Here is a 24505-nt window from a genome sequence, read left to right as displayed (position 1 = left end):
TCGGCCGCCAGATCGCCACCCTCGACACCATCGTCGAAGTACACGACCTCCACATCTGGGAGGTCACCTCCGGATACGCCGCCCTCTCGGCACACATCCTGGTCACCCCCGGCGCCGACTGCCACGCCGCCCGCCTGGCCATCGAAGAACTCCTCCGCCACAGCCACGGCATCGAACACACCACCCTGCAGGTCGACCACGCCACACCCGACAGCCACACCTTCGACGACAACGGCACCCCACGCCCCCTCGAACCGCACTGCGCCGACCCCCACGGCCCCACCCACCACGCCCAGCCACGCGACGAGATGACCGTCAGCGACAACCACGCCGCTCCCCGCACCAGCGCGCCTACCGCGCCGCAGTGCGAGTGCCCGCACACCACGATGTCGCAGACGCCGAGCACCTCCACCGCATACTCGACGGTGGCGGCCTCGCCGGACGAGTGCCCCGGCAGGTAACGAGGGATGATGTTGCCGGCCGTGCGCAGCTCGAACAGCTCGCCCGGCTGGGCTCCGGTGAACAACGAGGGGAGCCGTTGGGGTCGTACGTTCACGGACCGAGCGACGGGCGGCGTCGTACGGGACGGGGCCGCCCCGCGCGCTCGGGCGACCCCGATCAGCAGCGGAACACCTGGAGCAACGCACCGCTGGGTTGTCTGCGCAGCCCGTACGGCGGGTCCTCGGCCTCCGCCACGGTGGTGAGCGCCGGCGCCGCGGGTTCCGGCACCATGGCGTCCGACGGGCTCGTCGCATCGAGAGGCCGGCCGGCCCGCTGGCGGTCAAGGGCCCAGGCGTGGCCGAACTTCTCCTCCGAGGTCGGGAAGTGATCGCAGTGGCTCGTCTCGCCCGCGGCCACGGCGGTCGCGGGGGCGTACGGATCATCCGCGGAAGGCACCCCGTGGGAGAGCAGCATGATGGCGAGAAGGGTCATGGCCAGCGCCACCAGCGCGCTCGAGGCCGGCCTCGTCACCGCCGCGTTCCCCCCGATCACCCCTGGCTCCCAGACGATCACACGATATTCGTCGTGACATAAAGCGGATGGAAAGCTGACCGATAGTAGTCACGTCGCCCTGCGCGACATCAGCCAACAAAACGGACGCTCTTGACACGGCGTCCAGGCAACGCCCTATCTTGATTATATGAACGAATCTTCAGATGAGCGTGTGTTGAAGATGGACGGCTGTGCCGTCAAGGTGGTCGACGCAGACAGGGTGTCCGCCGTCTGCGAGCGGATGCCGGCCGCCGAGGACCTCACTGACACCGCGGACATCTTCGGGCTGCTGTCGGATCCGAACCGGTTGAGACTGCTGGTGGCGCTGCTGGACGGCGAGTTGTGCGTGTGCGATCTGGCCGCGGTGACCGGCCAGAGCGAATCGGCCGTCTCCCATGCGTTGCGACTGCTGCGCGCCCACCGGATCGTGGCCGCGCGCCGTTCCGGCCGGATGGCCTACTACCGGCTGGAAGACCCGCACGTACGGATGCTGCTCGACCTGGCTCTCGCCCACACCGAGCACACCGACGCCATCCACCCCGAACGCGACGGGAACACCTGATGGGCGCCGGACACGGACACGGGCACGCGGGAAGCCGGCACCGCCGGCGCCTGGCGGTCTCCTTCGCACTCATCGGCTCCTTCTTCGTCGTCGAACTCGCCTACGGCCTGATCTCCGGCTCGCTGGCACTGATGTCCGACGCCGGGCACATGGCCGCCGACGTCGTCACCCTCGGCGCGGCCCTGGTCGCCACCAGGATCGCCACCCGGCCGGACACCACAGGCCGCCGCAGCTATGGCTCGTACCGGGCCGAGGTGTTCGCGTCCCTGCTGGCCGTCGTGCTGATGCTCGGGGTCGCCCTCTACGTGGTCGCCGAAGCCGTCGGCCGGATCGGCGGACCCGCCGAAGTCTCCTCCGGCCCGATGCTCGTCGTCGGCGCCATCGGCCTGGTCGTCAACCTCATCGCCCTGCTCCTGCTGCGCTCAGGCGCCGGCGAGAGCCTCAACGTCAAGGGCGCCTACCTGGAGGTCGTCGCCGACACGGCCGGATCCGTCGGCGTCATCATCGCGGGCGGGCTCGTCTCCGCCACCGGACAGACGTTCTGGGACACCGTCGTCGCCCTGGCCATCGGCGTCTTCGTCGCCGTACGCGCCATCTCGCTCGGCCGCCAGGTCTTCGCCGTGCTCGGCCAGCACGTACCCGAGGGCATGGACGCCACCGCCGTCGCGCAGGACCTGGCCGCCATCGACGGTGTACGCGACGTCCACGACCTGCACCTGTGGACCCTCACCTCCGGCATGAACGTCGCCACCGCCCACCTCGTCACCGCCGACCAGAACGGCAACCACGCCGTCCTGGACCAGGCCCGTGACGTGCTGCTGCGCCGCCACGGCGTCGCCCACGCCACCCTCCAGGTCGAACCCGCCGACCACACCGGCTGCGACGAACTCGGCTGGTAACCGACTACCGAGGCTCTGTCTCACCTGGATCATCGGCTTAACCGCCTCTTATGCGACTCCTGACACCCTTCGAGAGCATCGGGACTCAAGGAGATGACGGATGAACGTGAGCGAGCCCCATCAGCAGGGAACCGGCGGGTGGAGTCAGTTCGGCAGTGCACCGCCGGTGGCCGGGGGCTTCCCCCGACGTGACACGATCGTCATGGAGCAGCCGCCACCGCCGCCGCCTCCCGTGAATGAGCCCGGTTTCGGTGTCGGTCGAAGGGCCGTCGCCGCGCTGGCCTTGGCCGCCATGGCCATCGGCGGCGGCGTTGTGGGCGCCGTCGTCGCCAACGCGTTCCGGCCCGAGCCGGTGGCCACCGCCGCCGCGCCGAGTCCTGTCTTCAAGTCGGCCGCCGACCAGCTCACGGTGGCCGATGTCGCGGCCAAGGTGCAGCCGACCGTCGTGATGATCCAGGGCCAGAGCGGCGAGGGCTCCGGCGTGGTGCTGTCGCCGGACGGGCTCATCCTCACCAACAACCACGTGGTCGAAGGGGCCAGCCAGGGCGGCGGGCAGATGACCGTCAAGTTCAGCGACGGCAAGACGGCCAAGGCCGGCGTGGTCGGCACCGACCCGGCCACCGACCTCGCCGTCATCAGGGCGGAAGGCGTCTCCGGGCTGGCCAAGGCCACCCTCGGCGACAGCGGCGCGCTCAAGGTCGGCGACCCGGTGCTGGCCATCGGAAGCCCGCTCGGGCTGGACGGATCGGTTACGGCGGGCATCGTCAGCGCGCTCGACCGTACCCTCACCACCGGCCCTGACCAGCGGCAGCAGATCCCGCCGGGCTTGGGCCAGGAGCAGCCGCAGAGCGCTGGGACCACGATCGGCGGCGCCATTCAGACCGACGCCGCCATCAACCCCGGCAACTCCGGCGGCGCGCTGGTGAACGCCACCGGCGAGCTGATCGGCATCAACACCGCGATCGCCTCGAACGCCGCGGGCGGCGGCGTCGGCTTCGCCATCCCGGTCAACACCGCCAAGCAGGTCTCCGAGCAGCTCATCAGCAGCGGCAAGGTCACCCACGCGTTCCTCGGCGTGAGCGTCACCGACGCGACAGGCGACGTTCCCGGCGCCCTGATCGGGCAGATCACCGCGGGGAGCCCGGCGGACAAGGCGGGCCTGAAGCAGGGAGACCTGATCACCAAGATCGGCGACACGACGGTTGACGCAGGGGAAACAGTGGTGGGGCAGGTGAGAGGTTTCAAACCGGGCCAACAGGTCAAGATCACGTACATGAGGGACGGCAAGCTCAACGAGGTCACCGTCACCCTCCAAGAGAAGAAGTAGCGGCACTCCCCTGCCCGTCGGACCTTGTCCATCAGGAGAAGGTCTGACCTCATCTTGCGCGACCGCAGCGGACGCCGCCCGACCATCGAGCTTGACGCCGAACCGACAGCAGCCCAAAGCGATTTATGTCGAGAGTATGCCCGCATCTTCTACACTGCGTAGAACTTCGGCCACCCCGGGCCGATCAGACGTGGTTGGGAGGAGTTGCAGGTGTCGCGAGAGCAAGAGCGGACCGAGACCCGGCGCGCCAAGGTAGAGGCGGTCCGGGAGGAGGGTAGACGGCAGGACGCTCGCCGCCGCAATCTCAAGGTCTCGCTCGTGGTGGTCGGCGTGTTCGTCATGGTCGTGGCCGCGTTCGTGTTGATCAACCGGCTGGACGCCGCCGGCGAGCAGGCGGGGCAGCTGGCGGCAGGTGAGACCCAGTTCGTCCGCAAGGACAGCCACAAGCTGCAGACCGCCCCTGACGGCAAGGTCACGCTCGTGGAGTTCCTCGATTTCGAGTGTGAGGCGTGCAAGGCGTACTTCCCGACCGTGGAGGAGATCCGGAAGCAGTACGCCGGGAAGGTCACCTTCGTGGCGCGATACTTCCCGATCGCCAGTCACTTCAACGCCGAACGGGCCGCCCGCGCGGTCGAGGCGGCCGCGCAGCAGGGCAAGTTCGAGCCCATGTACCAGCAGATGTACGAGACCCAGAGCCAGTGGGCTGAGAAGAAGGTGGCGGCCGATCCCTTCTTCCGCCAACTCGCTCAGCGTCTGGGACTGGACATGGCAGCCTGGGACAAGGCCTACGACGACCCGGCCACGCTGGCCCGGGTGAAGAAGGACGCAGCCGACGGGCAGGCTCTGGGAGTCCAGGGCACCCCCACGTTCTTCCTGAACGAGAAGAAGATCGAACCGCGCTCATCCGACGAGTTCAAGGCGGCCATCGATGCTGCGCTCGCCAAGTAAGCTCGACGAGCCGCGGGCGGCCACCGATCCGTTCCCCCGGCTCCTGCCTCGGCTTCTGCTGGTCGGCGGCTTGATCGGGTTCGTAGCGTCGTTCGTGCTGACGGTCGAGAAGATCGCGCTGTTGAAGAACCCGGCCTACGTGCCCAGCTGCAGCATCAACCCGGTCCTGTCCTGCGGCTCGATCATGCGTACGCCACAGGCAGAGCTGCTCGGCTTTCCCAACCCGCTGCTGGGCATAGCCGGGTTCGCCGTTGTCACCGCCGTAGGGGCGGCGCTCCTGGCGGGTGCACGTCCACGCCGCTGGTTCTGGCTCGGGCTGCAGGCGGGCGTGATCGCCGGGGCGGTTTTCATCCACTGGTTGATCTTCCAGAGCCTCTACGTCATCGGCGCGCTCTGCCCGTACTGCATGGTTGTCTGGGCGGTGACCATGCCGATCTTCTGGTACGTCAGCCTGCACAACCTCAGTGGCGCGTCGAGCGGAACGAGGCGCAAGCTGACTGAATACCACACGGTGACGCTTACGGTCTGGTACCTGGCCATCCTCACGTTGATCGGGATCCGGTTCTGGTCGTACTGGAGCAGTCTGCTGTAGTCGTCTCGGTGACGATCACCAGTCCCGGCCGGCACGCGACTATGGGACCGGCATCGGGCTTGTCCTCCATTCGTCGAGGTGGGCGTCGATGAACTCGCGTATCGACGTGGGCTCACGTCCGGAGATCTGCTTCACGGCCCCCGCGACCTCGCCGAAGCCACCATGTCGGACACGGCGGTAGAGGTCGTCGAGAATGTCCGCTGTCCACGGGTCGAGGCCGTGGAGGGTCTCCTGCGGGGCGGGGTCCTCGGCGCGGATCCGGTGGCCGAGGCGCGCGGAGAGCTCCTGTGCGACGGACGCGACTGGCACCGGCTCCGGACCGGTGATCGTGTACGCCTGGTCGTGGTGCTCCTCCGGCGCGTTGAGGACGGCCACGGCGACGTCGGCGATGTCACGTGCGTCCACCCACGCGATCGGGGCGCCCCCCGAGGGCAGGCTCAGGACGTGGTCGTCCCGTATGGCGTCGCGGTAGAACCGGGGGTCGGTCAGGACCTGGTGGAACCAGGACGGACGGAGGAGTGTCCAGGAAGCGGCCCGGGTGGCGACCGCGTCCTCGACCCGACGGGCCCAGTGGTCCGGCGAGAGGGTTTCGGCTCCCTGCTCGGACAGCAGGACGACGTGCGCGTCCGGGTTCACCTCGATCAGGCCGGCGACGAGTTCGGGGGCGGCGGGAAGGTCGGGGCGCATCAGGTAGATCGCGTCCACGGCTGTGGCCGCCTCGCGCCAGGTCGCCTGCTCGTGCCAGTCGAACCGGACCGGATCGGTCCCGGTGGCCGGCGTCCTGACGGGCTGCGTCGACCCGGCGCGGACGAGGATCCCGGAGCGGCGTAGCCGGGCGGTCACCTCGCGTCCTGTCTTGCCTCGGGCTCCGGTCACCAGCACTGTACGGATCATGCCTGCTCCTCGAGCCGCACGACGGCCTTGCCGATCGTGGGCGCTCCGCCGTGCAGCAGGCCCAGCAGGGCTTCGGGCACCCGCTCGATGCCGTCCAGCACCGTCTGCCGGTGGACGATCTCACCCGAGCGCACCCAGGAACCCACCTCCGTGCGGAAGGCGGGCATCTGGTCCTGGTGGTCGGTGACCAGGAAGCCGCGCGCGGTCGCCCGTTTGGTGACCAGCTGGTACAGGTTCCGCAGGCCGTACGGCTCCCGGCCGTCGTACTGGCTGGCCATCCCGCACAGGGCCAGCCGGGCGCCGACCCGCAGCTGGTCGATCGCGGCCTCCAACTGGGTACCGCCGACGTTGTCGAAAACCACGTCGATGCCATCCGGCGCGGCCTGCGCAAGGTGTTCACCGGCCGCACCGTCGTGATAGTCGAAGGCGGTGTCGAAACCGAGGTCGTCCACCAGATGGCGGACCTTGGCGGACGATCCCGCGCTGCCGATCACCCGCTTGGCTCCCCGCAGCCTGGCGATCTGACCGGCGATGCTCCCGACCGCCCCGGCCGCTCCGGTGACGAACACCGTGTCGCCGGATCGTACCGACGCCACCTGGGTGATACCCAGCCAAGCGGTCAGGCCCGTCACACCGAGCACACCGAGATAGGTTTCGGCGGGCAGATCGCCGGTGTCGATCGGGACGACCCCGGCCGCATCGATCACGGTGGCCTCGCGCAGCCCCAGGAAGTGCTCGACCACCTGGCCCGGCTTGACGCCGTCCGCGCGGGACTCGACGACCACGCCGACCGCTCCCCCCTCCAGCGGCGCGTTCAGCGGGAACGGAGGGATGTAGGACGGGCGGTCGTCCATCCGGCCACGCATGTACGGGTCCACCGACAGGTGTGTGTTGCGTACCAGGACCTGGCCGGGCCGCAATTCGGGAATCTGGGCTTCGACCAGCGCGAAGTCGTCTGCTGACGCCTGCGCCGGCGGCCGTCGTGTCAGGTGCCACGCCCGTGCCCGTCCCCTGCTGGTGACCGTCATCGGAATGCCCTTCCCATAGATACTTGATTCACTCAAGCATCTACCTTGACATACATACTTGATTGCATCAAGTTCTTGGTAGAGTGGCCCTATGGCCGTACCCACGGGGCCCGTCACCGCCTCGACCGATGCCGAACGGGCGATGTTCGACTTCGTCGATGCCTACGACCGCGCCTACGAAACCGCCGCCCTGGAGCACGGGCTGAGCGTGGCGCAGGCCTGTGTGCTCGGGCGGCTCACCCGGCAGATCGGGATGCGGGAACTGGCCGACGAACTCGGCTGCGACGCATCCAACATCACCCAGATCGTCAGCCGGCTCGAGGCGCGCGATCTCGTCCGCCGGCACCCCCACCCCGACGACCGCCGCTCCCGGCAGATCGTCCGAACCCCCGACGGAACCGCCCTCTACGCCGCCTTCGAGGAGTCCTTCGAGTTCGCCCGGTCCGCCACCGCCAATCTCAGCGCCCGCGAACAGGACCAACTGGCCACCCTGCTCCGCAAGGCCCTCAACGGAACAGCCAAACCGTGAGTGGTGCCGCAAGGGACTGAAGATCCCGCCCGGTGAGAACGAACGCTGGGCCGTCGGGACGAGTGGGCTGCCGAGCTGCCTCTGACCTGGGATTCCTGGACCCTCGTGGGACGGTGTGGGATGATCGGCCCGGGATGCTGGCTCTTGCCGAACTTCTGCGAGCTCTGAAGGAGCGCAGCGGGCAGAGTTATGCCGATCTGTCCCGCAGGACCTACGTCAGCTCGTCTACCCTGCATCGTTACTGCACGGGAAAGGTGAGGACCCCCGACGCCGGGCTCGTCACGTGGATCGCCCGGAGGCTCCGCGCCAGGGTGGGGATCATCACCGTCGCAGGGACGAGGTGTAGCACGAGGAGGGCGGTGATGGTGGCGGTGTTCGCCCCGGAGAGGAAGGGCGGGACCAACGAGATCGCGGTCAGCGACACCGCCGTCCACACGAATCGCCCGGCGGGGCGAGCGCTCCAACGAAGAAGAGCGACGGCAATGACGATGCCCACGACCGAGAAGAAGCCGGTCACCACGGCGAACCCGGCCAACGGGATCGCCTCGCCACCATCGGGGACCTCGAAATCGACGCCAACGGCCTGGGCAAGCGCGGCGGCGAGGGTGGCGGCCACCATCGCCGCGAGCGTGGCGATGACGCCGGTGCCGGCGAGCCCGCGGAGTCGGTGGGTGTGGCTGGTCTGGCCCGATGCCGGGCCTGCGACGCCACCGGTGTCATTCATGCTGTTCATGTCGTTCCTCCATCATTCGGTAACTGGCGTGACGGTCCTGGCCCCGGGGACGACAATGTGCACCATCGCCGTGCGACGGCCGGGGTTCCGCAGGGCACGGACGCCGGTGCCGCGGAGCCAGAACCCGGCGCCGCGTCCGAGGACCGGCCCGGGCTCGCCGTCGCGCAACTCCAGCTGCACCCGCCCGCGGGTGACGACGCCGAACGCGTCGTACCACTCCTCCGCGACCACCGCGACACGCGCGCCACCGCGCAGCGCGAGCGTCCGCACCGGGACTACTCCGTGCCGTCCGCCGGCAGGCGCTCCGGCAGCCCGAGCCGCGGGAACCGGTCGTCGTGGAACGTGACGATCTCGGTGATCTCCCCGCCGGTGACGCGCAGGACGTCGATCGTCAGCGGCAGGTACGCGCCCTCCCGCTCCCGCCAGAGGTAGAAGGCGACGGCGGGCTGCCGGTTCACGGAGGTGGGGACGGCGCGCAGGTGCTTCATGTCCTCGAAGCCGCTCTCGACCCAGTCGTTCACCACCGTGTCGCGGCCGACGTACAGGCCCGGCGTGGGCGGCATCGAGCAGCGGACGTCGTCCCGCAGCAGTGCGGCGAGCCCGTCGATGTCCGTGGCCACGCTGGCGTCGGTGTAGCGGCGCACCAGCTCGCGCGTCCCGGCGTCCTCCTCGCCGCCGGTCCAGTCCTGCCGCTCGGCGGGCAGGTGCTCCCGCATGCCGGCGCGGGCCCGCTGCAGCGCGCTGTTCACGGAGTTGACGGAGTCCCCGAGGAGCTCCGCGACGTCCTTCGCCGGCCAGCCGAGCACGTCCCGCAGGATCAGCACGGCCCGCGGGCGCGGCGCGAGGTGCTGGACTGCGACCAGGTACGCCAGCTCGATCGTCTCCCGCGCGACGGCGACGGTCTCCGGCTCGTCCGCGTCACCCGCGGGCAGCTCGTCGAGCAGCCGGTCCGGGTAGGGCTGCAGCCACGGCACCTCGCCGCCGGTCGCAGGCTCCGGGCGGCACTTGGCGAGCAGGTCCAGGCAGGCGTTGGTGGCGATCCGGTACAGCCAGGCCCGGAACGTCGACCGCCCCTCGAAGGTCTCCCGCCGCCGCCAGGCACGGAGGAACGTCTCCTGCACGGTGTCCTCGGCATCCTCGAACGACCCGAGCATCCGGTAGCAGTGCACGTGCAGCTCCCGCCGGTGCCGCTCCGCCAGCCCCGAGAACGCCGGCTCGTCGACCTCGCCCAGCCCGCTCACGCCCAGTTCCTCCAGCCGCGTGTCCGCACTCATCACGTCATCCTTCCGCCTCGTGTCCCGTCGTAGGTGTGACGGGTGCGGGCGCGACAACTCATCACTTGGGTCGGTCGGCATGGCTGATCCGGTGGCGGAGCACGACGCGCGGTACGGCGGGGAGAGCGCGGACCCACCGGCCGAGAACGCTGCGGCCCTCACGCCCGGACACCGGGACCCCCACCGCACATCAAGATCGATTCAGGCCTGACCTTATCGCAAAATATCCAGGTCAAACCATAAGCAATATCGCACAATATTTACGATCCCACGAAAATAGGAGCGTCCAATCCAAATCCGGCATGAGCCGCTCACAAGCCCGAGTGGATAACAGAAAATCCCCTTGTCAGCCAATCGACGACATTGCTATGGTCGGTAGTCGGAGACGAACTGCGACCTTCGGGAATCACATGGCCGATTCTGTTATTCGCCGGACCATGGGCTGGGAGTTGGAACGCTTCGCCGATCTGACAGGCGCCTTCATATTCGTTCGCAAACCCGTCGCGACATTGATCGTCGACAGATTCAAGCTCTATTTGCTGGAGATCTGCGACGGCCAGACCGCGGCGGCGACGGCGCAGCGCGTTTCTCACATCATGCCTGCGGTCCACATCGATCAGTGCATTGCTCTGGTGAACGAGCAACTACGTCAACTCGCGGCCCACGATCTGATTTCCCTGGAAGGGTAATACCGTGTCGTCGACACCAGTGCATCGATCGGCTGTTGAGGCGGAGACAACGGTTTCGGAGGTGGAGAGCCACCTGGGCACAGGAATGTTCGGCGATGGCGACAACGCCGACCGGACGGCCGACGTTTATTACCGTGGGCTCGGCAGACTGTGCGCCGATGTGATGCAGATCGACCGGGAGGCGCTCAACGCCTGTGCGGCCCCTCAGCTTGAGGCCCTGCGCCGGGGTGCTCTGGATCTCGCGCTCCGCGAATTCCAAGCCGGGCGGAAGGAAGCCGCTCATGCGGCCATCAACGATTTCCTGACCATCGCAAGCGGCAGCGACGGGCAGCTCGCCGTCGACGAGTCGCGGTCCAGGCATCTCCGCCCTCGCGTATGCCGCGCCATGCGGGGCACGTGCGCCGGCGAGGAGGTCCTGTCCCGCTGGAACGCCCAGACCGTCGCGGACGGCGAAAACCTTCTGGTGGAAGCCGCTGAGGTCGGAGACGATCTGGCGCGGGCCGCCGACGAGGCGATGGACCTGCTCGCCGAAGCCCTGCCCGTGGTCGCTCCCGACGTCATGCGGTGCGCCTACGGTCTCGTGCCGCTCACCGGAGCGATCATCAGCGGGCACTTCGCCCAGACGCCCAAGCTGATTTTCGTCAATGTGTCCGCGCTGCGGAATGTCTACGATGCCGCCGAGTCGATCTTGCATGAGTCGCTCCACCAGAAGCTCTTCGACATCGGGCTTGCCCGCACGATCTTCCGGCCGGGCTACGTGGACGCGGAGAGTCACACCATTCCCATCCCCTGGAGCGGGGACGCACTGAGAGTCCGCCGGTTCAGTGCCGATCGCGCCATCAGCGCCTACCACGTGTACGTGCACCAAACTCTGCTCTACCTGGCGTTGCTGACCCGCCGTCGCTCTTGTGCCGAACCGGACCCGGAGATTCTGCACAGAACCGCGGTCGCATGGGCGCGGGCGCGCGAGTTCAGACGAGGCCTGCATGGGGATGGCGCCCGGACCGAACTCGGCGAGGACGGGCTGGCCTTCCTCCACTGGCTGGACAGGGCGCACGACGCTCTCGGAGCCGTCGTTCTGCCCGACGGCTCCGCGCTTGCCGGCCATGAAGGGAGTTACGCCTCATCCGCTTACAGACGACCCGCGGCGTCCGCCACGGGTTAGCCAAGAAAGGGGAGCCAAATGAATGAGATTGAACTGCTGGAACGGGATCTGGCCGACTTGTTCGCCGATGTGGAATCGCTCGACATCCGGGAGACCCCCGTGGTCGGCACCGAGATCCGCGAGATCCGCGACGACCTCACGATCCTGGCGATGAACAAGCCGAAGACCAACTGACCCCTTCCGGCGTGCCCTGCCGCCACGGCGGCAGGGCACGCCTCTTTATCATCAAGCAGGATTGATGGATGAATTCTTGGCGGTTGAGCAGAACCTGCTCACCGAGCTTGTCCGGGAGATAATGGAGCTGCCTTACGAGGACCTGCCGGACTGGCGGTTGCTTCACCACCGACTCGCGGGCGTCGACGTCACTCGGGGCATCTTGGCCGAACACGAGCTCGACCGGGCCGCGGAGACACTCAGGTCGCTCCTGCTGAGACGCGCTCACGCGATGAGCGAACAGAGATTCCGCTCGCCCGACACGATGCTCCGGACGGTACTGCCCAGCGGGTGCGAGCTCGACCACAGCTATGAACGGAACATGACGGCTTCTCACCTGGAAGCACGGCTGGCTGCTGCCGTGGCGGAGCGTGTTCCCACCGGATGGGCGCTGGAGAGCGTCGCCTTCTCCAGCGGAATGGCCGCACTCACCCATGTGCTGCAATCGCTCATTCATATGATGCACCCGACCGAGGCACACCCGTTGAAAATCGCATACTGGGGTGACTATTTCGAAACCGACCTCCTCCTGGAGTACCTTGCGTCTTCCGCCGTCTCTCACAAGAAGATCCCGCCGTCGGCATTGACGGACCCGGCATCGTTTTCCGGCGCCGACGTGCTCCTCATCGAGCCGGTTCGTTACAGCCGCACTCTGGATGTTCTGCCGCTGCGGCGGTGGCTGCGCGCCTGGGCGGAAGATCCGGCTCGCCCCCGGGTGGTGATCGCGGATACCACGCTGATCTCCCCGGCCTGGCCGATGCGGCAGGTGCTGGAAGCGATGGCGGGTCGTGACGCTGTCACGTTCATCGAGGTGCGCTCGGCGCTCAAACTCGACCAGCAGGGGCTGGAACTGGCCAATCTCGGCGTCGCCAATGTCCTCCATCATCAAGGGATGGTCGGCGGGGTGCCGCGGGCGGGCGAACTGGCGAAAGTGCTGCGGCTGGTGCGTGGGGTGACCGGTGCCGGGCCGAGCGCCGCCGATATCGCGGCGCTGGACGCTCCCTTCCTGTTCCGCCCGGCCTGGCATCGACGGCACGCGGGCCAGGTGTACGCCAACAATCGATATGTCGCCGAGAGACTGGCAACGGTCAGCGGCGTGTTCAGCTCGGTGGTTCACCCCTCGCTCGCCTCGGAGAACGACATCATCCGCGACGCCCCGTTCGTCATCATCGAGCTGGCCGAGGACAGCGCCGAGGACAGCGTCGCCAATCATGGGTTCGTCCTGGGTGTGCTGCGCCACGTGGCCGCCACCCGAGGAATCCGCCTCGTCCACGGCGCGAGCTTCGGTTTCCGATCGCACCGGTTCGACGCGGTCATCCCGCGTGTCAGCCAGCCGCGCGGTCTGCTCAAATTCGCCGCGGGATCACGAAGGGGACCATTCCTCGACGCCGCAGCCGACCTCCTCGCCGAGATCGGCCGCGTCGCTGGAATGGATGCCCTGCGAGCGCTTTATCCGGACGTGAAGGAGATCCCCCTCCTACCCCCTGAGGCGGATGCCGAGGAGCAGTCGTGAACCACCTTGCGCTGTCGGACCCCATTCGGGAGAACAAGAGGACGGTCGGCCTTCTCGTCGGGCTGGCCATGGTGCAATGGGGCGCGGAAGCGTTGATCCCATGGTCGCTGGGCAGAATTCTCGCGATTCTGATCGACACGACCTCCGGCCTTGTGGGTTCGATTGCGCTCCTGGCCATGCTGGCGGCGGTCACCATCGCCGCATCGATCACCCGTTATGTCGTGGCTGCCAAGTTGAAGATCCGGGTGTCATTCGACTTGAAGGCCCGTCTGGGCGATCGGGTCACCAGAGGGGTGCGGGGCTCCACGGGCGAGCTGGGCACCTCGGTCAACTCCGACACCGACGCGATCGGAGGCTTCCCGAATGCCATCGCACGGCTGCTCGGTTCGATCGCCGCGATGGCGGTGATCGCCACGTACCTGCTCGCGGAGTCCCTGACGCTCGGCGGGGCCGTCCTGCTCGGCGTCGTGCTCGTCTCCGTCCTCACCACAAGGATCGCGGTGCCGCTGGAGGGCCGGCAACGGGCCCACAGGAAACTTCTCGGCACGCTGAACGAACTGGGGGTCGACCTCGCGGGAGGGCTGCGGGTGCTCCGTGGTCTCGGGGCGCAGGCCACCTTCGAGGAGCACTACCGGGTCGTGTCGAAGCAGACGCTCCGAGCGGGCGTCGCGGTGGGAGGCACCCAAGCGCTGCTGTCGGCCTCCGCCGTCTTTCTGCCGAACCTGCTGCTCATTCTGGTCACCTGGGCCGGCGGACGACTGGCGCTGAGCGGCGAGATCGAACCAGGCGCACTGGTCGCGTTCTGTGCCGCGGCGGTGTTCCTGGTCGAGCCCGTTGGATCGGTCTCAGACTTCGTGAGGACCCGGGCCGGTGCATTGGTCGCGATAGAGAATTACAACGCCTGCTTGGGAGGCCCCGACCGGGAGCGGCTTCCCGTGGGCGAACCGGGCGTGCTCACAGGTGAACTGACCACACCTCGTACGGGAATCGTGGTCCGACCGGGAGAGCTGGTCGTCGTCGTTCCCGAATCGCCGGCCGACGAGACGCGGATCGCGGAACACCTGGCGGGGCTGCGAGCCGATGATCCCGCCTGGCGAGCCTCGATCGGCGGCACCGCACTGGCCGAAGCCCCTCGCTCCGACGTACGCAAGACCGTGCTCTATCACGGCGCGCAGCCGTTCCTCTTCTCCGGAACCATCCGTGAGGCCGTTGAATCGACCGGTGGTCTCAGCGATGACGAAGTGCTGGAGGCCCTGCGCACAGCCGTCTGCGACGACCTGCTGACCATGAGCTCCGAAGGCCTGGACCTGACGGTGGGACCGCGTGCACGCAATCTGTCGGGCGGTCAGCGCCAACGGCTGGCTCTCGCCTCCGCTCTCGCACGTCAGAGCCCCTATCTGGTCATGGTACGGCCGACAGAGGCACTGGACAGCGCCACCGAGCAGGAGGTCGCGTCGCGCCTACGCTCCTTCCGGCAGAAATCGGGCACCGTGGTGCTGACCCGGAGCCCGGCGTTCCTGGAGCTTGCCGATCGGGTGCTCTACCTGGAACGCGACCTCGTCAGCGGAACCCACCGTCAGCTGCTGACGACCTGCAAGACCTACCGAGCCGTGGTCGCACGGGAGATCCAGGATGTCTGACGCCACCCTGCCGACAGCCGACAACGCGAGGATCCGCGCCGAAGTCCTGCGGCTGCTGAGGTCCAACCGCGGCACACTGGGCGCCGTCGTCTGCCTCTACCTTGTGGCGGTGGCCGTCGGGCTGGTGCCGCCGATGCTCCTTGGCGATGTCGTCGACAGCATCGCGCACAGGTCGCCAGGATTTCCCCTTGACCTCGCCGTCGCGGGAATCGCGGCGTGTGTCCTGCTCCAGGGCGTCCTGGTGTTCTTCGCCAGGAAGTCGGCCTTCAGGCTGGGCGAGAGAGTGTTCGCCGATCTGCGCGAGACGTTCGTCAGCCGCGTACTGCGAATGCCGTTGCAGCGGGTCGAGAGCGTGGGGACGGGTGAGATCCTCTCCCGGTCCACCAACGACATGGAGGTCATCCATGAGGTCGTGAGATCCGGGTTGCCGGAGACGGTGGCCGCGCTGCTCACACTGGTGCTCACGGTCACCGCTTCCTTCGTGGCCAACCCTCTGCTGGGCTGGACGGTGCTGGTCGGTGTTCCGATCATCGTGGTGGCGACGCGCAGGTATGCCAAGCGGCTCCGGAAGGCCTATCAGAACGAGCTCGCCGCCCAGTCACGGCTGTCTACCCTGGTGCTGGAGACCGCGCAGGGCGCACAGGTGGTAGAGGCGTTCGACCTTGGCGGCCGGCGTGGTCGATTGATCGCTTCCGGCGTGGCCGAGGCCAGGGACGCTGCTGTCACCCCTGTCGATCTGTCGGCCCGGTGGTTTCCCCTCGTACAGATCGGTTATTTCCTGCCCTTGGTCGTCACCGCCGGCGTCGGGGCGTGGATGGTCGGCATCGGGCTGGCGGACGTCGGCGAGGTGACAACCGTTGTCCTCTACACGCAAGCCCTGATCGGGCCGCTCGACGACCTCGCCGACTGGTTCGACGAGTTTCAGAGTGGTTCAGCCGGGCTGGCCAGAATCGTCGGAGTGCCGGAGACGCCGTGGGAGATCGAGGAGTCCGGCGCCGAACCGATCGACCGATCGGTGGTGGTGGAAGGCGTGACCTTCGCGTACAAGCCGGGCCATCCCGTGGTCGAAGACGCCCACCTGCGCATCGAACACGGCACAAGAACGGCCATCGTGGGCCCGTCAGGGGCAGGCAAAACCACCCTGGCTCTGCTCATCGCCGGAGTCCAGCCCGCGTCGCAGGGACGCATACTTGTCGGCGGCACCGACATCGCCAGTTTTCCGACAAGCGTTCTGCGCCGTCACATCGCGCTGGTCACTCAGGAAGACCACGTCTTCAAACGGAGCGCCGCGGCCAACCTGCGCCTGTTCATGCCTGCAGCCACCGACGAGCAGGTGACCGCCGCTTTGGAAGCCACCGGCGCGATGTCCTGGATCTCGCGGTTGGACGGAGGTATCGACGCCGAGCTGGGAGAAGAGGCGTATGTCCCGACTCCAGCGGAGTCGCAGCAACTCGCCTTGGCTCGAATCCTGCTGAATCCCCCGGCGATCCTCATTCTCGACGAGGCCACCTCCGCGCTCCCCAGAACGACGCGGCGGCGGCTGGACGACGTGCTCCGCCGCTCACTTCGTGGCCACACGGTCATCCAGATCGCTCACAAGCTGGACACGGCCGCCCAGGCGGACCAGATCATCGCCATGTCGGGCGGCCGTATCGCTGAGGTGGGCTCCCATGACGAGCTGCTCCGCCGCGACGACATTTACGCAAGGCTGTGGCGCGTCTGGAACACCGGCAGCAGCCTGGAGCATACGCCGAATGCCTGAGCGAGAAGCGTGGTCGGCGCTACCGCTCGTGATGGTCCGCATGCCCGTCCTGCCGTACGACATGCGAGACCACAGCCACGAGGGGGATCCCATCCTCCGGCTGTGGTCGAACGCCGTCCTGGCCGAGGCTGTCTGGGTGGCCAACCCGCGCTTCGCGAGCCGCCTGGATCTCTATGCGTCGGGAGCCTGGCAGCCCGATCCCGAGGCCCGGCAGCGCATGCAGCGGACCTTCCTCAAGTACGTCAACCGTATGAGCCATCGTCCCACGCCCTTCGGTCTGTTCGCCGCCACGGGCTTCACCACCTGGGGCGCGGACCAGGGCGAGATCCGCCCACGCGCCTTCACCAAGAGGGTCCGGTTGGACGCCACCGTGGCGTGCCGTCTCGCTGACAGCACCGCTGCCACGGTCGAGGTGAACCCGAGCCGGCGGGTGACCGCTCGGCGGATCCTGTTCGCGCCGCCCGGTAACAACGTGACCATGCGTTCGGTACGACGACTCCCCGCCGTCGACACGATCTGCGACTACTGCACCGAGCCACGTGACATCGACTCCGTTGTCGAACTGGTTCACCTCACGGACCCGGGGATCCTCGATCCTCGCGCCTTCGTCAGCCGGCTGCGGGAGGGCGGGTTGCTGGTGAGCTCTGCACGTCGACCTGCGCCACACGAGTTGGGCTATCGGGCTCCCCTGCTGCGTCACCTCGAGCAATATCCTCTCGGGGAGGGGATCGACGCGGTCAAGAAGGCGACTGAGGTCTTTGACTGGCGGGATGCCCGCGCGTGCCTGGCCATGGATCTGGCCATGTCCGTGGACGGCCGAGCACCGAACGCGCTGAAGCACGCCCTGCTCGCGGCCCTGCCGGTCCTCCTGCGATTGGCCGTGGCGCAAGAGCCGGACCAGTGGATCGCCGACTTCGCAGAGAGGTTCGCACGACGTTTCGGGCATGAGGAGGTCCCCTTTGAGCGAGTGCTGGACGAGGAACGGCCACCGGCATCAGGCGTGACCGATTCCCCGCGACTGACAGCACTCCGGGCTGCCCTGATCCGGCGGGCGGCAGCGAACAGGGTCTCGATCGTTCCGGAGGACGTCGCCACCCTGCCTGTTCTGAGCCGGGCTGCCGTGTCGTACGACGTCTTCGTCCAACGGACCAAGACGGGCTGGGTGCTGGGGCCACGAGGATCGGCCGGCCCCGGCGGCCGGGCCTTTTCACGCTTCGCCGGACTGGACCCGCGGGTAGAGGAACATGTCGCGGCGGCGGTGCGTCGTGAGGGCTCGGAGGCGCTTTTCCTGGCCATCGACTATTGGCAGGACGCTTTGCGCAACCTCGCCACCGGCTGTTCTCCCTACGAAGGGCTGCTCGCCTGGTCGTCGGCTCCCTCAACCGCGGAACGGCCCGTGACACGACCCGCCGACCTGGTGGTCGGTGTTTCGGATAGCGTGCCGTACCTGCGGTCGCGGACTGACGGGCGCAAGGTCGTCGCACGTACCCACCACCTGGTCAATACCGGTGACGCGCCCCCACTACTGGATTTCGCCCATCGGGTGTCCACCTACGGCACTGCCGTTCCCGGCTGGGACTGGGGCGCCCTGCTCGCGACGAACAGTGCGCTGCCGCGGGTGGAGATCGGCGAACTGATCGTCTCCCCGGCCAGGTGGCGGATCGACGCAGCGCTCGGCGGCCCGGCGATGCCCAGGTACGTGCATGTCGGGGAGGGCGATACCCGGCTTCTGCTCGACCTTGAAAATCCCCTGCATCGGGATCTCCTCGCGGATGAAAGGCGCCGTGGACGTGAATGGGTCGAGGAGTCCTTTGTCAGCGAGATGGCCGACCGCCCCGTCGAATTCGTCGTCACCATGGTCAACACGGAACATCCCCGCATACCGGCGGACGTCTCCCAGGTGACCGAGCCGGTCGTGCACCTTCCTGGCGACCGGTGGTGGGCCTTCCACATCGTCGCGGATCCCGATGACGAGGACGAGGTGATCCGCGTCCTCGGTAACCATCTTGAGCGCCGGAAGGCGCATTGGTTCTTCGTCCGGTACGACGATCCCGTCCGGCATCTCCGAATCAGGATCCGGAGCGAGGACGCGAATGTCATCGAAATGAGTCAGGTGCTTCGGGTACTGGCCGGCAGGGACCTCGTGACCACCTTCTCCATTGAGCCCTACCGCCCGGAGACCCGCCGATATGGGGGTGCTGAAGGCCTGGAAGCCTGCGAACGCTCCTTCTGCGAAGACAGCAGATCCGCACTCGCCTGCCTCAGACCTCTTCGGCAGGCGCAACAGGACAGGGCCGTGCTGGCGGCCGCCTTGACCCATCTCTATCTCGGCTCTTTGCGCGCTCCTGCTGATGTCGTCACTGAGGTGCTGACCCGCATGAGCGCGGGGCCGCCGGCTCGGAAGGTGTCACGACGACGTGCGCATGAGGCCCGCAAGGAGCTCATGAACTTGCTGACGGAGGGGCAAGCGCCCTGGCTCACGCACATTCGAGGGTTGTATGAAACCCGCACGCCGGACAGCCTCTCAGATGTGGCCGGCAATATCGGCGTGGTCCGCAGCCTGACCCATATGCATCTGAACAGACGCGGCATAATGCCGGCCGATGAGCAAGTGGGAGCGCTGTGGCTACTGGAGACTCAGCGACGGCTTTCGGGCCGCCATCGCTCCAGTAGGGCAGAGAGGCGATCTCAGTGAATCTTCCTCCAGCGCCCTTTGAGTGGCGAGCGGTGAACCGGCTCCTCCAGGTCGCCCAGGACGAGTCGATCATCGAGCTCGGACGGCGCAAGGCGTGCCAGGCGGCTGAGGTTCCGCAGGCCACCTGATACCGCAAGAACCGCCAAAGCCCAGCTCAAGTCCGCCCGGACCAGAGCGCGCAAGCCGCACCCGGCCGCATTGTCGCCGACCGAACGTGAGCGCGTCCGCGGCCTGGCTGACGTCGGCCAGGCCGCCGTCACTGGTGACCGGCGCGCCGCCGACCGGCCGAACCGGACCTGTCGTACGCCGCCGTGCCTATGGTGAGCGAGCCCGCAGCGGACGGCTGCGGCACAGCGTGCCGGTACCGCTGACCGAGGCCGATATCTGGCGGGCTTACCAACTCGAGCCGCGTGAGCGCGGCGAGCCGTGGGGGTTCAACCCCTTCGAGTCACGCTGAACGCCGGCCGCGGCTCCCGAACCCATCATCAGGCACAGCGCGGTGTGCAGGAAACTGCACGCCTTATCAGCTATATCGGATCTACTCAGTCGCCGGCCGTTGTTCCTGGCCGGCGACCGGAGCTTCGCTGTTGCCTATTCAGAAATCGCGGTTCCCGACCGAGAAGTCGCGGTTGCCTACCGAGAAGTCGCGGTTGCCGGCTGAGAAGTCGCGGTTCTCGGCGCTCGCCGGAGCGGCGGCGAATGCGAGTCCAGCCCCGGTGAACGCCAAAGTCGCGGCCAGGGCGAGAACGCTCTTGCGCACTTTTCCTCCTGATGCTCGTGTCTCTCGATCTCCTGCAGTGGATCGTACGGAGAGCTGGAATGCCGGACTATCCGATAAGCGAACGGCCTACGGCGCGATCCGGATACCGGACGATCGTTTCCGGAACGGGCCGCGCGTCACGAGCGGACCGTTCAGCCACGGTCAAGCATCGGCCGCCCTGGTGGGGTCGTTTTGGCCAGGGCGATGATCTGGCCGCGTTCGCTTTCGGTGAGCCGGGCGCGCTGGATCCAGGCACCGGCCAACCGGCGCACATCGCGGAGCCCGCGCGAACAGTGGCGAGCACCTGGACCTCATGGCGCCCTTCAACCGGTCGGACGCGTCTCGCAGCCTCAAGCGTCGCCTTCACTGTCGTCCTCGACGTGTGACGGAGGGCGCGTGACCGTAGGTCTGGCGGTAGAGGGAGGCGAACCGGCTCAGATGCACGAAACCCCAGCGGAGCGCCACCTCTGTAACAGTGGTCTGGCTGCCTGTCGCTGCGATGTGGACAAGATCGGCGTGAGCCCGGGCCAGCCGTACATTACGCAGATAGGCCATGGGCGTTGTCTGCAGGTGTTCGCGGAAGCTCGATTGAAGGGTACGGACGCTCACCCTGGCCGCAGTGGCGATGTCTCTTAGGGTGATCGGCTCAGCGGCGTGCTCTTCGCAGAAGTGGCGCGCGCGTCGAAGCGCTGCGGAGGTCGATGGGGCACTGGGTTCGCCGAGGTCGGCAGAGTAGGTATGGGGCTGTGAGCCGATCATTGTATGCAGCAAGAACTGCTCGAAATGGTGTTCGGCGAGAGATGAGGCCGCAAAGGGGAACGGTATTCCTGCCGTAGCAGGGAGGGAAAGTGCGGTGAGTGCTCGACCCAGAGGGCTCTCATCGGTGACTTGTGGCTCGAAGTGCATATCTTTTTTCGGGGCGCCACCGAGCTGATCCTCAAGGAGGCGATCGACAAGCACCTCAGGAATCTGGATGATCATGATATCGTGATCGACGCTCCAGTTCATGTCGATGCGCCGCCGGGGGCCGATGATGGTAAGTGGTGCGGCAACGTCCTGGCGCCCGACCGTTAATCTTCCACCGCCGGTCAGCGGCACGTGAATGTTGTAGAAGTCGGGCAGCGCTGGTACTTCGACACGGATTTCGGCCCCGTACGCCAGTGTGTGCAAGACGATGTTCCCGCGGTGCAGAAGCCTGTACCGGCCACCGTTTGAATGGCTTTTGATGACCTTGAGGCCGTGCGGCGAGAAGTTCTGCGAGACCTGCGCTCGCATTTCCTCTACGTCGCCTTTGAATATCAAGGGTTGTGCGGACGGACTCGGGAGGCTTCCCGAGTCCTGTGATCTCAATTCATTCATGGTCTTGATCCCCCTGCTCCCGTGGCTGGACCTACCCAATGGGCCGGACAGAGGTGTGTCAAGCGATCCGGCCCGCAGGAGCCGACCAAGTCACCTTCTGAGCGTGCCTCGTCGCCTATCGAGGTCGCCCGTGTCGCCTCGCTCGGAAGGGCGGGTCCGCCGCTCGGTGGAGACAGCGTCTCCGGCCCTGATCGAGCTCGCTCTGGCGACCCGGGCCGAGCCGGAGGGTGAGCTGCGCCGACGCGCGGACGCCCAGTTCGTCCAGGACGAACGAGCGGATCGAGCCCAAGCCGAGCCCTGCCAAGGGTGCCCTCGTGGCGTCGTCAGCATCCGGCCTGACCCTCACCGTCCACCAGCAGGGTGCCGGTCCTGGCGCCATTGCCCTGAGGCAACGGCACCCGGCGGTTGTCCGTGATCACCCGGGACCGGTGGCGACATGGCATCGGCGTGAGTCCCTGGCGCACGGCGCGGATGGCCGGCGCTCTCCGCGCCCAGGGCAGGGGAGAGTCTCGCCGCTGGGTGGAGTGGCCTCAGGGCAGTTGGTCAGGGGTCGCCGTCAGACCGAAGTAGATGCGCGGGGCGCCGTCCAGCCGGACCTTGACCTTGCCTTCGCGGGCGGTGAGCCGTCGTTCCCTGCCGATGCAGTCGAGCTCCCTCACCGAGCTCCCGGCGGCGGCCACCTTCAGGTCCGTCTTGGTCGGCCAGCCGTCCACCCACGGTTCCGGTGCGGCGAACCAGGTGGAGCCCGGCGCGTGGTCGGTGTTGAGCAGGTATCCGTCCTTCCTGCTCCACAGGATCGAGACGGGTCCTTCCGGCGTGCTGAACAGCAGTCCCTTCAGGTCGGGGTCGGCCAGCTTCAACCAGCGTACGAACGTCGCCCTGTCCAGCACCTGCGCGGCCGTGGCATAGGCGAGCATGGACGGCTTGGCGCTGGTGTCGCGGTTCATGAGCCCGTAGTGGTACTCGGGGTTGGCCGGGTCGGCCATCTGCGGCTTGCCGAGGACGCTGTCGTGCAGCTGGTACCAGTTCACGCAGCGCACCCCCTCGGCCTTGGCCAGCGCCAGGGTGAGCAGGACGTTCTCCGCGGCCTGCCGGTAGGTGTCGTGCCACCAGCTGTTCGGCTTCGTGCAGGCGTAGGCCTCGGTCAGCCACAACTCCTTGTGCCCGTACTCCGCGATCATCTCGCGGGCCTTGCGCAGGCCGCCGAGGAAGTTCCAGTAGGAGCCGTTGTTGCCCTGCGTCCATTCCTCAGGAGGCGGCGCGTAGTCCGGCGTGAAGTTGCCCCTGCCCGGATGGAAGGCGAACCCGTCGATGAGGTCCCAGCCGCCGGCGTCGTGGAAGTTCTTGGTCCAGACGTGATCCATGCCGGCCAGGCCGGCGTTGAGCACCTTGGTGGGCGCTCCCGCGGCGGTCAACCGGTCGCGGACCGGGCGTAGTCCGTCCCGCACGTAGGCTGCGGCGGTCTCGCCGCTCATCCATGGCTTGTTCACCTCGTTGGCGACCTCGAAGTAGCCGGCGCCCGACCCGATCGCCTTCTGCGTGTTCGTGTCGGCCCAGGCGGCGACCTCGGCGGCCGTTCCGCCCAGGGGGATCCCGGCGAGCTCGATGTTGTGACCGATCCCCGCCGCGTCGAGGGTCGCGGGCGGGAGACCCGGCCCGCCGTCGTAGGAGATGCGGACACGCTGGATGCCCAGGCGTTTCATCAGTCCCACGACGGCGGCGGCGTCGGGCTGGAGCAGCCAGGGGTAGTTGGCGATGCCGAACATGCTGTCGGCGCCCGCCTGGTAGGTGTGCGGCGGCAGGACGGCGAGGTTGGTGCGGGCGAACGCGCTGTCGGCGCCCGCGGTGGCGCTCACCTCGGTGAACACGATCCCGCGGGGTGGCGAGGTGACGGTGAAGGTCTGTTTCCACGCGGCTCCCGCCGCGACCGTGCCGGTCACGCTGCCACTGGCCAGCGTCCTGCCGTCGAAGTCGCGCGCCCACCACGACAGCTTCACGGTGCGGGCGGCGTTCCCCCCGTTGGCGACCTCCGCGTGCAGGGCCATCGGCCGGCCGCCGGCGTCCCAGAGGGAGAAGGGCTGGTCGGTCCAGACCTCCACGCCGAGTGGAAGGCCCGCGCCCATGGTGCCGCCCGCCGCGGGCCGCATCGAGCCGAGCACCAGGTCGGCCTCCGTCACGGCCGCGCTCGCGGTCCCGGTGCCCGGCGCGTGGATCCAGGTGGCGTTGGTCCAGGCAGGGGTGGTGGTGGCCAGCCGGAAGTAGGCGCGGGTGTCGGCCCAGGTCTCCTGGTAGACGACCCCGGCATTGCTTTCGTACGGCACTCCTCCCCCGGCGTCGCGGTTCCACGTCGTCAGCGCGGCGAAGGACTCGGGCGCCGACGGAGAGACGACGGTGCGGCCGAGCATGAAACCGGCCGGGATCAGCGTGGTCGAGCCGCCGACCTCCCAGCGGAGCTTCGCGCGGTGCGGCGCGACGCTGAAGACGCCGCGGACGGTGATTCCCGCGGCCGTGCCGGGGAGCGTGTAGTCGACCTGGATGGCCCGCGTGCCGTCCTGGAGCGTGATGAGCGACGGCGTTCCGCCGGTGGTGCGCTGGATGCCGGTGACGGAGTCCTTGGCCATGAACCCGGTGAGCCTGACCCGCTCGACGCCACCGCCGTCGCGGACGGTGATGCCGCCGTCGGTGGCCGCGGTCAGCGTGATGCCGTCGGCGGAGATCGAAGGGGTGTCGGCCTGGGCTTGTGCCGCGGGAACCAGCGCCCCTGCGAGTCCGGCCGCTACGGCTCCGCCGAGGAAGCGGCGTCGGGGGATGTCGGACATGAAGATCTCTTCCCTGTCGACCTAATGCGGATTAGGAAGAGGTGTACTCCGGCCGGAACGAGAGTGTCAAGGGTGATTTGTGTGCATCACGTAATCTGCCGGTAACGCCTT

The 24505-nt window shown here is 67.7% G+C and carries 22 protein-coding genes and 3 pseudogenes; 15 read left to right on the top strand and 10 right to left on the bottom strand.

Going from position 1 to position 24505, the window contains the following annotated elements; all coding sequences use genetic code 11:
• Positions 1-461: pseudogene (locus tag AB0L65_RS53545) on the top strand (hypothetical protein); the annotation flags it as partial.
• Here the strand turns inward: AB0L65_RS53545 and AB0L65_RS53540 are convergent.
• Both AB0L65_RS53540 and AB0L65_RS53535 read right to left on the bottom strand, forming a co-directional pair.
• Positions 398-556 (bottom strand): annotated as a pseudogene (locus AB0L65_RS53540) (carbonic anhydrase); the annotation flags it as partial. The pseudogenes AB0L65_RS53545 and AB0L65_RS53540 sit on opposite strands and share 64 nt — an antisense overlap.
• 62 nt (positions 557-618) lie before the next feature.
• Positions 619-972 (bottom strand): hypothetical protein, encoded by a 354-nt coding sequence (locus AB0L65_RS53535; protein ID WP_364263605.1) that lies wholly within the window; start codon positions 970-972, stop codon positions 619-621.
• Between the two features lie 169 nt (positions 973-1141).
• On the opposite strand from AB0L65_RS53535, the gene AB0L65_RS53530 reads away from it, so the two are divergent.
• From AB0L65_RS53530 to AB0L65_RS53510, 5 genes are all read left to right on the top strand, one after another.
• Positions 1142-1555, top strand: a complete 414-nt coding sequence (locus tag AB0L65_RS53530; RefSeq protein ID WP_364263602.1) for a metalloregulator ArsR/SmtB family transcription factor — start codon at positions 1142-1144, stop codon at positions 1553-1555.
• Entirely contained in the window at positions 1555-2454 is a 900-nt protein-coding gene (locus tag AB0L65_RS53525; RefSeq protein WP_364263599.1) for a cation diffusion facilitator family transporter, read from the top strand. The genes AB0L65_RS53530 and AB0L65_RS53525 overlap by 1 nt, the downstream gene beginning before the upstream one ends.
• A gap of 100 nt (positions 2455-2554) precedes the next feature.
• Positions 2555-3781 carry a trypsin-like peptidase domain-containing protein gene (locus tag AB0L65_RS53520; RefSeq protein ID WP_364263596.1) on the top strand — a complete coding sequence of 409 codons (1227 nt, stop codon included), beginning with the start codon at positions 2555-2557 and terminating at the stop codon, positions 3779-3781.
• Between the two features lie 210 nt (positions 3782-3991).
• The gene (locus tag AB0L65_RS53515) at positions 3992-4729 is read left to right on the top strand and encodes a thioredoxin domain-containing protein (protein WP_364263593.1); all 738 of its coding nucleotides are present in this window, start codon (positions 3992-3994) and stop codon (positions 4727-4729) included.
• Positions 4710-5321 carry a vitamin K epoxide reductase family protein gene (locus tag AB0L65_RS53510; protein WP_364263590.1) on the top strand — a complete coding sequence of 204 codons (612 nt, stop codon included), beginning with the start codon at positions 4710-4712 and terminating at the stop codon, positions 5319-5321. The genes AB0L65_RS53515 and AB0L65_RS53510 overlap by 20 nt, the downstream gene beginning before the upstream one ends.
• A gap of 39 nt (positions 5322-5360) precedes the next feature.
• Here the strand turns inward: AB0L65_RS53510 and AB0L65_RS53505 are convergent, their stop codons facing one another.
• Together AB0L65_RS53505 and AB0L65_RS53500 are read right to left on the bottom strand one after the other, a co-directional pair.
• A complete protein-coding gene (locus AB0L65_RS53505; RefSeq protein ID WP_364263587.1) occupies positions 5361-6215 on the bottom strand; it encodes an NAD(P)H-binding protein in 855 nt (284 codons plus the stop codon).
• Positions 6212-7243, bottom strand: coding sequence for an NADP-dependent oxidoreductase (locus AB0L65_RS53500; protein WP_364263584.1), 1032 nt, complete (start codon positions 7241-7243; stop codon positions 6212-6214). Before AB0L65_RS53500 ends, AB0L65_RS53505 begins: the two co-directional genes overlap by 4 nt.
• Before the next feature lie 91 nt (positions 7244-7334).
• Here AB0L65_RS53500 and AB0L65_RS53495 point away from each other — a divergent pair, with 91 nt between their 5' ends.
• Together AB0L65_RS53495 and AB0L65_RS53490 are read left to right on the top strand one after the other, a co-directional pair.
• Entirely contained in the window at positions 7335-7772 is a 438-nt protein-coding gene (locus AB0L65_RS53495; protein ID WP_364263581.1) for a MarR family winged helix-turn-helix transcriptional regulator, read from the top strand.
• A 134-nt stretch (positions 7773-7906) separates the two neighbouring features.
• A pseudogene (locus tag AB0L65_RS53490) lies at positions 7907-8020 on the top strand (helix-turn-helix domain-containing protein); the annotation flags it as partial.
• Here AB0L65_RS53490 and AB0L65_RS53485 read toward each other — a convergent pair.
• The 3 genes from AB0L65_RS53485 to AB0L65_RS53475 are packed head-to-tail and all read right to left on the bottom strand — an operon-like array spanning position 8011 to position 9779.
• Complete coding sequence (locus AB0L65_RS53485) at positions 8011-8496, bottom strand: DUF6069 family protein (RefSeq protein ID WP_364263608.1); 486 nt, start codon at positions 8494-8496, stop codon at positions 8011-8013. The pseudogene AB0L65_RS53490 and the gene AB0L65_RS53485 sit on opposite strands and share 10 nt — an antisense overlap.
• Before the next feature lie 21 nt (positions 8497-8517).
• Positions 8518-8775 carry a hypothetical protein gene (locus AB0L65_RS53480; RefSeq protein ID WP_364263578.1) on the bottom strand — a complete coding sequence of 86 codons (258 nt, stop codon included), beginning with the start codon at positions 8773-8775 and terminating at the stop codon, positions 8518-8520.
• A gap of 5 nt (positions 8776-8780) precedes the next feature.
• Positions 8781-9779, bottom strand: coding sequence for an RNA polymerase subunit sigma-70 (locus AB0L65_RS53475; RefSeq protein ID WP_364263575.1), 999 nt, complete (start codon positions 9777-9779; stop codon positions 8781-8783).
• A gap of 410 nt (positions 9780-10189) precedes the next feature.
• Here AB0L65_RS53475 and AB0L65_RS53470 point away from each other — a divergent pair, with 410 nt between their 5' ends.
• The 7 genes from AB0L65_RS53470 (at position 10190) to AB0L65_RS53440 (ending at position 19456) form a co-directional block, all read left to right on the top strand.
• Positions 10190-10468, top strand: coding sequence for a hypothetical protein (locus AB0L65_RS53470; protein WP_364263572.1), 279 nt, complete (start codon positions 10190-10192; stop codon positions 10466-10468).
• A gap of 61 nt (positions 10469-10529) precedes the next feature.
• Positions 10530-11633 carry an HEXXH motif-containing putative peptide modification protein gene (locus AB0L65_RS53465; protein ID WP_364263569.1) on the top strand — a complete coding sequence of 368 codons (1104 nt, stop codon included), beginning with the start codon at positions 10530-10532 and terminating at the stop codon, positions 11631-11633.
• A gap of 18 nt (positions 11634-11651) precedes the next feature.
• On the top strand, positions 11652-11807 hold the full coding sequence (locus AB0L65_RS53460; RefSeq protein WP_364263566.1) for a hypothetical protein: 156 nt from the start codon (positions 11652-11654) through the stop codon (positions 11805-11807).
• A 64-nt stretch (positions 11808-11871) separates the two neighbouring features.
• Positions 11872-13359, top strand: a complete 1488-nt coding sequence (locus tag AB0L65_RS53455; RefSeq protein ID WP_364263563.1) for a hypothetical protein — start codon at positions 11872-11874, stop codon at positions 13357-13359.
• Complete coding sequence (locus AB0L65_RS53450) at positions 13356-14999, top strand: ABC transporter ATP-binding protein (protein ID WP_364263560.1); 1644 nt, start codon at positions 13356-13358, stop codon at positions 14997-14999. Before AB0L65_RS53455 ends, AB0L65_RS53450 begins: the two co-directional genes overlap by 4 nt.
• Positions 14992-16761: an ABC transporter ATP-binding protein gene (locus AB0L65_RS53445; RefSeq protein WP_364263557.1), complete on the top strand. Its 1770-nt coding sequence runs from the start codon at positions 14992-14994 to the stop codon at positions 16759-16761. Before AB0L65_RS53450 ends, AB0L65_RS53445 begins: the two co-directional genes overlap by 8 nt.
• A complete protein-coding gene (locus AB0L65_RS53440; RefSeq protein WP_364263554.1) occupies positions 16754-19456 on the top strand; it encodes a thiopeptide-type bacteriocin biosynthesis protein in 2703 nt (900 codons plus the stop codon). The genes AB0L65_RS53445 and AB0L65_RS53440 overlap by 8 nt, the downstream gene beginning before the upstream one ends.
• 595 nt (positions 19457-20051) lie before the next feature.
• On the opposite strand, the gene AB0L65_RS53435 is transcribed toward AB0L65_RS53440, so the two are convergent.
• The 3 genes from AB0L65_RS53435 to AB0L65_RS53425 form a co-directional block, all read right to left on the bottom strand.
• Positions 20052-20216: a hypothetical protein gene (locus AB0L65_RS53435; RefSeq protein WP_364263551.1), complete on the bottom strand. Its 165-nt coding sequence runs from the start codon at positions 20214-20216 to the stop codon at positions 20052-20054.
• 363 nt (positions 20217-20579) lie between these two features.
• On the bottom strand, positions 20580-21575 hold the full coding sequence (locus AB0L65_RS53430; protein WP_364263548.1) for an AraC family transcriptional regulator: 996 nt from the start codon (positions 21573-21575) through the stop codon (positions 20580-20582).
• 530 nt (positions 21576-22105) lie between these two features.
• Positions 22106-24394 (bottom strand): hypothetical protein, encoded by a 2289-nt coding sequence (locus tag AB0L65_RS53425; RefSeq protein WP_364263546.1) that lies wholly within the window; start codon positions 24392-24394, stop codon positions 22106-22108.
• Positions 24395-24505: the final 111 nt, after the last annotated feature.

Source organism: Nonomuraea sp. NPDC052116, from assembly GCF_040680035.1.
GTDB lineage: Bacteria > Actinomycetota > Actinomycetes > Streptosporangiales > Streptosporangiaceae > Nonomuraea > Nonomuraea angiospora_A.
Note: the sequence above shows the minus strand (reverse complement) of the source record. Positions and strands in the feature narration are given on the sequence as shown.

Coding starts and splice junctions, on each gene's coding strand:
- AB0L65_RS53530 (WP_364263602.1), top strand. CDS start 1,142: ATGAACGAATCTTCAGATGAGCGTGTGTTGAAGATGGACGGCTGTGCC.
- AB0L65_RS53525 (WP_364263599.1), top strand. CDS start 1,555: ATGGGCGCCGGACACGGACACGGGCACGCGGGAAGCCGGCACCGCCGG.
- AB0L65_RS53520 (WP_364263596.1), top strand. CDS start 2,555: ATGAACGTGAGCGAGCCCCATCAGCAGGGAACCGGCGGGTGGAGTCAG.
- AB0L65_RS53510 (WP_364263590.1), top strand. CDS start 4,710: ATGCTGCGCTCGCCAAGTAAGCTCGACGAGCCGCGGGCGGCCACCGAT.
- AB0L65_RS53505 (WP_364263587.1), bottom strand. CDS start 6,215: ATGATCCGTACAGTGCTGGTGACCGGAGCCCGAGGCAAGACAGGACGC.
- AB0L65_RS53500 (WP_364263584.1), bottom strand. CDS start 7,243: ATGACGGTCACCAGCAGGGGACGGGCACGGGCGTGGCACCTGACACGA.
- AB0L65_RS53495 (WP_364263581.1), top strand. CDS start 7,335: ATGGCCGTACCCACGGGGCCCGTCACCGCCTCGACCGATGCCGAACGG.
- AB0L65_RS53485 (WP_364263608.1), bottom strand. CDS start 8,496: ATGAATGACACCGGTGGCGTCGCAGGCCCGGCATCGGGCCAGACCAGC.
- AB0L65_RS53475 (WP_364263575.1), bottom strand. CDS start 9,779: ATGAGTGCGGACACGCGGCTGGAGGAACTGGGCGTGAGCGGGCTGGGC.
- AB0L65_RS53470 (WP_364263572.1), top strand. CDS start 10,190: ATGGCCGATTCTGTTATTCGCCGGACCATGGGCTGGGAGTTGGAACGC.
- AB0L65_RS53460 (WP_364263566.1), top strand. CDS start 11,652: ATGAATGAGATTGAACTGCTGGAACGGGATCTGGCCGACTTGTTCGCC.
- AB0L65_RS53455 (WP_364263563.1), top strand. CDS start 11,872: ATGGATGAATTCTTGGCGGTTGAGCAGAACCTGCTCACCGAGCTTGTC.
- AB0L65_RS53445 (WP_364263557.1), top strand. CDS start 14,992: ATGTCTGACGCCACCCTGCCGACAGCCGACAACGCGAGGATCCGCGCC.
- AB0L65_RS53440 (WP_364263554.1), top strand. CDS start 16,754: ATGCCTGAGCGAGAAGCGTGGTCGGCGCTACCGCTCGTGATGGTCCGC.
- AB0L65_RS53430 (WP_364263548.1), bottom strand. CDS start 21,575: ATGAATGAATTGAGATCACAGGACTCGGGAAGCCTCCCGAGTCCGTCC.
- AB0L65_RS53425 (WP_364263546.1), bottom strand. CDS start 24,394: ATGTCCGACATCCCCCGACGCCGCTTCCTCGGCGGAGCCGTAGCGGCC.